Consider the following 6,696-nt stretch of genomic DNA (forward strand, 5'->3'; position numbering starts at 1 on the left):
GCACCGCAGTCACAGCGTCGAATTCAAACGTCAGGTCGCGCAGGAATTTCTCGCCGGCGAAACGCTGCATGGTCTGGCAAAACGCCACGACGTGTCGCGCAATCTTATCCGCATCTGGGTTCAGAAGTACGAGGAAGGTGCATTTGACGAGGATGCGCAGGCCGTTGACCTCCTCCAGGAATACGAGGCGCGGATCGCGGCGCTGGAGCGGCTAGTCGGCAAGCAGGCTCTGGAACTGGAGTTTCTAAAGGGGCCTCTGAAAAACGCACCGCCGCCGAAAAGCGGGACTACGTCCGTCATCACCGGCCCCGCGGCATCTCCGTCGCGGAAGGATGCCGGCTGATGGGAATCGCGCGCTCCACTTATTATGACCACCCAGAAAGGCCGGCCGACGACACTGCGATCGTCGAAGCGATGTTCGCGATCTGCGACGAGTTCGAGTTCTACGGCTATCGCCGCGTCGGTGCGGCCCTGCGGCAGCAGGGTATTGTCGTGAACCACAAGAAGATTCGCCGCCTCGGGCGGCAAGGCGCAGCGACATCAACCTCCATTATGGCAGCGAGCCCGGTACCAAATTCTACAGCGGGCTTTCCGATCAATATGGCTATTTATAGCGCGGCGATCCTGATTGACGCTGAGTCCCCGTGAGGCATTCGAGAACATCCGAGTGAGGCAACGGCATTATTTTCTGGGAACACTCTTGGATGAGGCAATACGCGTTTCGCGGTAGGGACGCCCATTACTGGACGCCACCGGGTCACCGGAGGCGGTCACCCACCTCCGGTTCCCACAGAACGTGGCGTGCAGATTTCCCGCACCACGCTCTTCGGCAGTTGTTTCACAGCACCGCAAGTGCTCGCAGCGCCCGGTATGGGAGCCGCAGCTTTGGTTGCTGCAGCGGGGTCCGTTCCTTGATCTGCTGGAAGGCGTCCCAGGTGAGGTGGCCACCATCACGGCTGCGGCTGCGCAGCACCTTCAACCAGTACCGCTCCCCAGCCCTATAGACCTTGGTGAGCGACCGGTAATTTCCGGCGACACCGTAATAGGCATAGTGGCCGCGTAGGACAGCGTTAATCGCGCCGACCTGTTTCCTGATCGTATGATGCCGCATTTCCCGCATCAGCGCCTGCAGCGACGAGACGCTCCGTCGAAGTCTCGACTTCTCCGTGCGCATGCCAACCTTGAAGTTACCCTTCAGGTTCCGCGTGCAGTACAGCGTCATGCCCAGAAAATAGAATGTCTCCGGGCGGTTTCTGCCGTGCTTGCCCGCGTGCCGCTGTGCGAACCGGCCAAACTCGACCAGTTTGGTCTTGGTCGGCTCAAGCGTGAGGCCAAATTTCCCCAGCCTGTGGCGCAGGGCCTCCTCGACGCGAAGTGCGTCCGAGCGATATTGGAAGCAGATCACAAAGTCGTCGATGTAGCGCACCAGCCGAGCCTCGCCCCGTAACCGGGTCTTCACGACGCGCTCGAACCAAAGGTCCAGGACATAGTGCAGGTAAACGTTGCTCAGCAGGACGCTGATCGAACCGCCTTGTGTAGTTCCTTCGTCACTCGGGTGGACAGCTCCGTCCTCAAGGACGCCCGCTTTCAACCAGCGTCTGATCAAGCTGATCAGGCGCGGATCCCCGACTCGATGTTCGATAAACCGGAGCATCCACTCATGGGACAAACTCCCGAAGAAATTCTTCAGGTCCGCCTCCAGCACCCAGCCCGTCATACCACCGGAGATCACCTCGTTGAGGGTCGACAGAGCATGGTGGGCGCTGCGCTCTGGCCTGCCCCCGAACGAGCAAGGCAGAAAGTCCTGCTCGTAGATCGCGGACAGCACCTCAGCGGTGCTACGCTGAAGCGCCCGGTCCGATACGGTTGGCACCCCGAGCGGGCGTTTCTCCGTCTTTCCGGGCTTGGGGATATAAACCCGCCGGACTGCCGGCGCGCGATACCCCTGACGGTGAATGGATTGAAGCATCGGCTCGATCCATTCTCCAAAGCTTTCCTTCGCCGCCTCCACCGTCTGCCTATCCACCCCGACCGCCGAACGGTTCGGAACCCTTGTAAGATTCCTCTGCACTCGGTCACGCGTGATGTGATGGGCAAGCGACGTAAAGCGGAGCTTCGGCTCACACCGAGCTTTCGCTTCTATGCGGTCAAGTTCTGTTTCCATGGTCAGCTTTATCTTTCCATTACATGAAAGGCCTCGTCTCCCGTTGGATGGAGCCCATGTTGCCCAAGAACACTTCAACTACCGCTGACCGCTTCCCCATGTGGCCGGCTCTCCCGACCTCGGAGTACTATCAGTCAGTCTGACTTCCACCCGACCATCAGTCCCTTCTCACCTCATCGGCTTGTCAGGTCCTACAAGTTTACGCTTGAGCCGGATGGATCTCCCTTGTTCACGTCAATGCCTTCGGTTGTATGCTGGCGGTACGAACCCCGGGAGTACCTCAGGCCACTCGCGAAGACGCGGCCTTCGATTCCGCCTTCCCCCAACGGGGATGGGGTCGGCTACTCCGATCACGATCGATTTCGGGGCTATCTTCCCGTTCACTGCTGTTCCGGCCTACAACCTCCCTGTCTACGCTTCGCAACGGCCGTTACCGGACGCCACGCAAGACTTGGTACGCGGCTGCTCGCTAGGCTTTGCCGCGGCCGTCATCTCAGACGGCTGACTTCAACGCGCTTGCAAGGCGCAACCCCGCACAGATCCACGCGGGCGGCTTTCCCGCACGTGGCTCCTACCTTGGGTGACTGACGGCGAAGCGGACGCTCGGCCATGGATGAAGGTTGCAAGGCTTGGGAAGGTAGTCGTCGGCTAGCTCTGCGACCCGTTCCCACGTTGCATCGTCCTTCTGGCTACGCCGCCGTAGCGATCGTCGCCAGAGGTCGATCACGCGGTACCTGAACGCCGTGAGCGCCCGGATATTCGTTGGAACCGCAAAGTAGCCGAAGTGTCCTTTTACGAGTTGCTCCAGCCATTTCCCCTGTTTGGGATTGGCCAATGCATGCGCCGCCGTAGCTCCACCTTGATGTCCTTGAGCTTCACCCGCATGCGGTCGCCTCGGGTCTTCCGTCTAAGCTGGAAGCGCCCTTTGCGCGATTTCCCGCAGATAAAGGTAAAGCCCAGGAATGCAAAGGTTTCCGGTTTGCCGAGCCCGCGTCGCTTGCGGTCGACCGCCGCAAAGCGGCCGAACTCAATCAGGCGGGTCTTGTCCGGATGAAGCGACAGCGCAAACTCCTCAAGCCTCGCGCGCATCGCATCGAGGAAGCGACGGACGTCGTCCTCGTGCTCGAAACCAATGATCACATCATCGGCATAACGCACGATGATCATATCGCCGGTGGCCCCACGCTGTCGCCAGCGCTCCGCCCACAGGTCGAAGACGTAGTGCAGGTAGATATTGGCCAGAAGCGGCGAAATCACCGACCCTTGACCCGTTCCCCTGTCATCCACCGTCACAATCCCGTCTTCGAGGATGCCCGCCTTCAGCCATTTCCGGATCAGGCGGATGATGCGCTTGTCGCCGATCCTGTGTTCCAGGAAGCGTGCGAGCCAATCCTGGCTGACGCTCCCGAAAAAGTTCTGGATGTCGGCGTCCAAAATCCAGTTCACCTTCCGCTTATCGATCGCCACGCACAGGGCATCCAACGCATCATGCGGTCCTCGTCCGGGCCGAAACCCGTAGGAGAAACCGCAGAAGTCACCTTCATAGATGGCGTTGAGCACCATGACCGTTGCACCCTGGACGACTTGTCTTCCAGGGCGGCAATCGCCAGCGGCCGCTGCTTTCCATCCGCCTTCGGTATGTACGTCCGGCGAGACGGTTGCGGTCGGTACGCCCCACTGTGGACCCGTTTGTGCAAGTCCCTGAGCCGAGGCTCAAGGTCTGCCTCGTAGTCCTGCCACGTCATGCCATCCACCCCGGGAGCGGCCTTGCGCTTGAGCGCGTAGAACGCCGTCCGAAGCGTGTCGACATTGATATGGTGGAAGAGCGCAGTGAACCGTTCCTTCTTCCTTTGCCTTGCGGCTTTCCGTACGCGGTCCAGCGCCTGGGTCACGCGAGCCCGGTCCTGTGTCCGGTGCGTGCTTTGCTGGCCCACGTTCCCCTTGGTCGCCGGCCTTGGCTCCACCGGCTCCGCCACCGGTTGCCCGGTTTTGTTCGTCGGCTTCACAGCTACTATGCCGGAGTCAGACTTCTCCTGTCCGTTCATCATCGGCTACGGCTCCTCGCCTTCCCGATGCGGACCGGCATGGCGAACGCCACCCGGCCAGACAAGAGATCTCCCAGGTTCCGACGCGTTCCTTTCATGCGTGATGCGGCCCTAGACCCCGGCAGGGCGACGGTGCCTCGCTTATCGGCTCCGCACATGTTGCCTTCGACGGATGAGAACGTCTCGGCCCCTGCAATCTTATCACTATCGTGGCTCACTCCCACACCCCGCATGATTGCTGCGTACGCTTCGCCGTGGTCGTCACCTCCCACGCCGCAACACTTGCTACCGGGCGGTCGCTACCCCTTACCCGGACCGGACTCGCACCGGCTGGAACGCGCCAGCTTGGCCTGGCGCACCTCACCGTGATTGTCGCCGCGCAGCTATTACAGCATCCTGCCGATCAGCCCTACTGAGAGCGAGGCTGTCTATGTGCTCGATGGCCTGTTTGATCACGATACGATTCTGGAGATCGAGGAGCTGTTCACGGATACCGGGCGCGCGAGCGATCATGTTTTTGCGCTGTTCTGCCTGGTCGGCAAGCGCTTCGCGCCGCGCCTTCGCAACATCAAGGAGCGAAAAATCCGTTCCTTCGAAAAGGCTGATGCCTATCCGACACTGGCAAATCATATCGGCGCACCGATCAACACCGCGCTCATTATGGACCATTGGGACGAACTCCTGCGCCTTGCAGCGTAAATCACGACGCTTACCGTCGCGCCTTCGGCGATCCTCAAGCGGTTGTCCGCCTCATCGAAATACAGCGAACTGGCCAGAGCACTGCGCGGACTCGGCCGCATCGAGCGAACGCTGTTCATGATCGAATGGTATTCCAGTCCGGCGCTGCGCCGGCGTTGTCAGGCCGGTCTCAACAAGGGCGAAGCTGCACATAAGCTCAAGCGCGCCGTGTTCTTCCACGAACGCGGTGAAATCGAAGCCATACGGCTCTCGGCGCCAGACGACCGCCCCTATAGGTCACCGCCAGCCGGGCGCGACGCCCCGGACGGATTTATGCACCAACGTTCACTTATCTCGAACATCGAAACAGTCATCGAAGCGATTGCTTTCGCAATATGCGGAAAGGCGCACCGAGGAGCGCGCTCCCGTTTCGCTATCTCTTCCCTCCCGGCACGCGGGACACGAGACATGATAGTCTTCATGCCGCTCCCTATTGAACCTCTTAGTCGGCCGGTCCTCCGCGGAAATTCAACGCCCGCTCCAAATACCAAGAAGGGTCATCGCTGGACGAATCTGTCTCGACATACCCTTCGTTTTCGTCGCTCCTTCCTTCAACGGGATCCTCGCTCTCGGCTTGGAGATACTGTCGAGGCTTGTCTGCCCGCTGCCATTCACGGTCGCCGTTCAGCGTCCACTTATCGCCATGCCGTTTAGGATCAAGCACGAACTCGTTTCCACCCACGTCAACAAAGCCCATCTGCTCCAGACGGGGCCTCGGGTCATCGTTAGCAGGACGCGACATGATTAAGGGCTTCTTGCCGTCGAGCCGAAGTTGATGTTCGAGCAGAACATCGCCCGCGTTCTCAACGAGCGGATGGGTCACTCGCATAGCCACAACCGATGAGATGTTTTTTCGCTCCGGAAAGTGCTCTTTCTGCCAGTCTTTCCCTTTGATGCGGAATCCTGGATCCACTCTTAGCAGCCCGACGCTCTTGTCGCCCAACTGGTAACTGAAGTACTGCGCACCAGGCTTGTCAGCTACGCTCGCACCAACTCTAGCGACCATTGCGGTGCGCTCGGCTTTCTTGGACACGAAATCCGAGTATTCTAATGGATTATCGGCAATGTGCTTGACATCATCACTATAGAAATTCTTCAGTTCTTTTTCGAACGTCTTTCTGTCCAACTCGTAGATAGGAGGTTCGGAGGTGAGGGAATACAGCCGCGACGCCGACGACGAACCAGACGCCGCCTCTGCGAGCGTTTCCGTAAACGTCTGGTCATCTGCTGCCTGCCCCGATTCATCGGCTTGGCTCGCGCTTGTAGATTGGCTGGCTGATCCAGTGATACTGCTATACATGCGGTTCGCTCCCCAATTGAAATGGTTGCACCGTTGTAATATCGTTCTACTCAAGACCTGTTAGCAGCCTAAGCCAGGGAGCTGACGACGAGCTGACGTACGGAAGAGTGCATGGCAGCAACCCCTACCTCGATCTGATCCCGGCTGGCCACATGGTGAATAGCGCACAACGCCGAGCCGATCGACTACACGCGCGACGCGGTCGAGGCGCTGTTGAAACTTTCATCTGAGAGCCGGCTCCGCAAATCTGAACAGTGCGATAGGTGGAGTCTTTGCCGGACGGCTGGCAAGATTGGGCCGCGAGATCAGCGAGACGAAGAGTAGACGCGCACGCCGGAACAACACACCGGTTTTTTGAACGTGGCGCTGGCCGCCGTCAAGGGCGATTAACGCTGGCTCAACTGGCACCGTAAAGTTAACCGACGGCTGAGGAAGATGTGCGTACATGG

At 59.5% G+C, this 6,696-nt stretch carries 5 protein-coding genes and 2 pseudogenes; 3 read left to right on the forward strand and 4 right to left on the reverse strand.

Features of this window, described 5'->3' with window-relative positions:
• Both N181_RS04390 and N181_RS35460 read left to right on the forward strand, forming a co-directional pair.
• The coding region (locus N181_RS04390; protein WP_060563254.1) for a transposase at positions 1-343 on the forward strand (343 nt) is incomplete at its 5' end.
• 71 nt (positions 344-414) lie between these two features.
• Positions 415-465: pseudogene (locus N181_RS35460) on the forward strand (hypothetical protein); the annotation flags it as partial.
• Positions 466-838: 373 nt separating this feature from the next.
• On the opposite strand, the gene ltrA reads toward N181_RS35460, so the two are convergent.
• Positions 839-2,164 (reverse strand): group II intron reverse transcriptase/maturase, encoded by a 1,326-nt coding sequence (gene ltrA / locus N181_RS04400; RefSeq protein ID WP_034859668.1) that lies wholly within the window; start codon positions 2,162-2,164, stop codon positions 839-841.
• A 792-nt stretch (positions 2,165-2,956) separates the two neighbouring features.
• Positions 2,957-3,727 carry a reverse transcriptase domain-containing protein gene (locus tag N181_RS35465; protein ID WP_014330947.1) on the reverse strand — a complete coding sequence of 257 codons (771 nt, stop codon included), beginning with the start codon at positions 3,725-3,727 and terminating at the stop codon, positions 2,957-2,959.
• Positions 3,728-4,593: 866 nt separating this feature from the next.
• On the opposite strand from N181_RS35465, the pseudogene N181_RS30955 reads away from it, so the two are divergent.
• Positions 4,594-5,142: pseudogene (locus tag N181_RS30955) on the forward strand (Tn3 family transposase); the annotation flags it as partial.
• A gap of 247 nt (positions 5,143-5,389) precedes the next feature.
• Here N181_RS30955 and N181_RS04420 read toward each other — a convergent pair.
• Positions 5,390-6,247 carry a hypothetical protein gene (locus N181_RS04420; RefSeq protein ID WP_034859666.1) on the reverse strand — a complete coding sequence of 286 codons (858 nt, stop codon included), beginning with the start codon at positions 6,245-6,247 and terminating at the stop codon, positions 5,390-5,392.
• A 222-nt stretch (positions 6,248-6,469) separates the two neighbouring features.
• A partial coding sequence (locus tag N181_RS34230; RefSeq protein ID WP_014330942.1) for a hypothetical protein occupies positions 6,470-6,696 on the reverse strand: 227 nt, incomplete at its 5' end.

This window comes from Sinorhizobium fredii USDA 205, assembly GCF_001461695.1.
GTDB classification, from domain to species: Bacteria; Pseudomonadota; Alphaproteobacteria; order Rhizobiales; family Rhizobiaceae; genus Sinorhizobium; species Sinorhizobium fredii.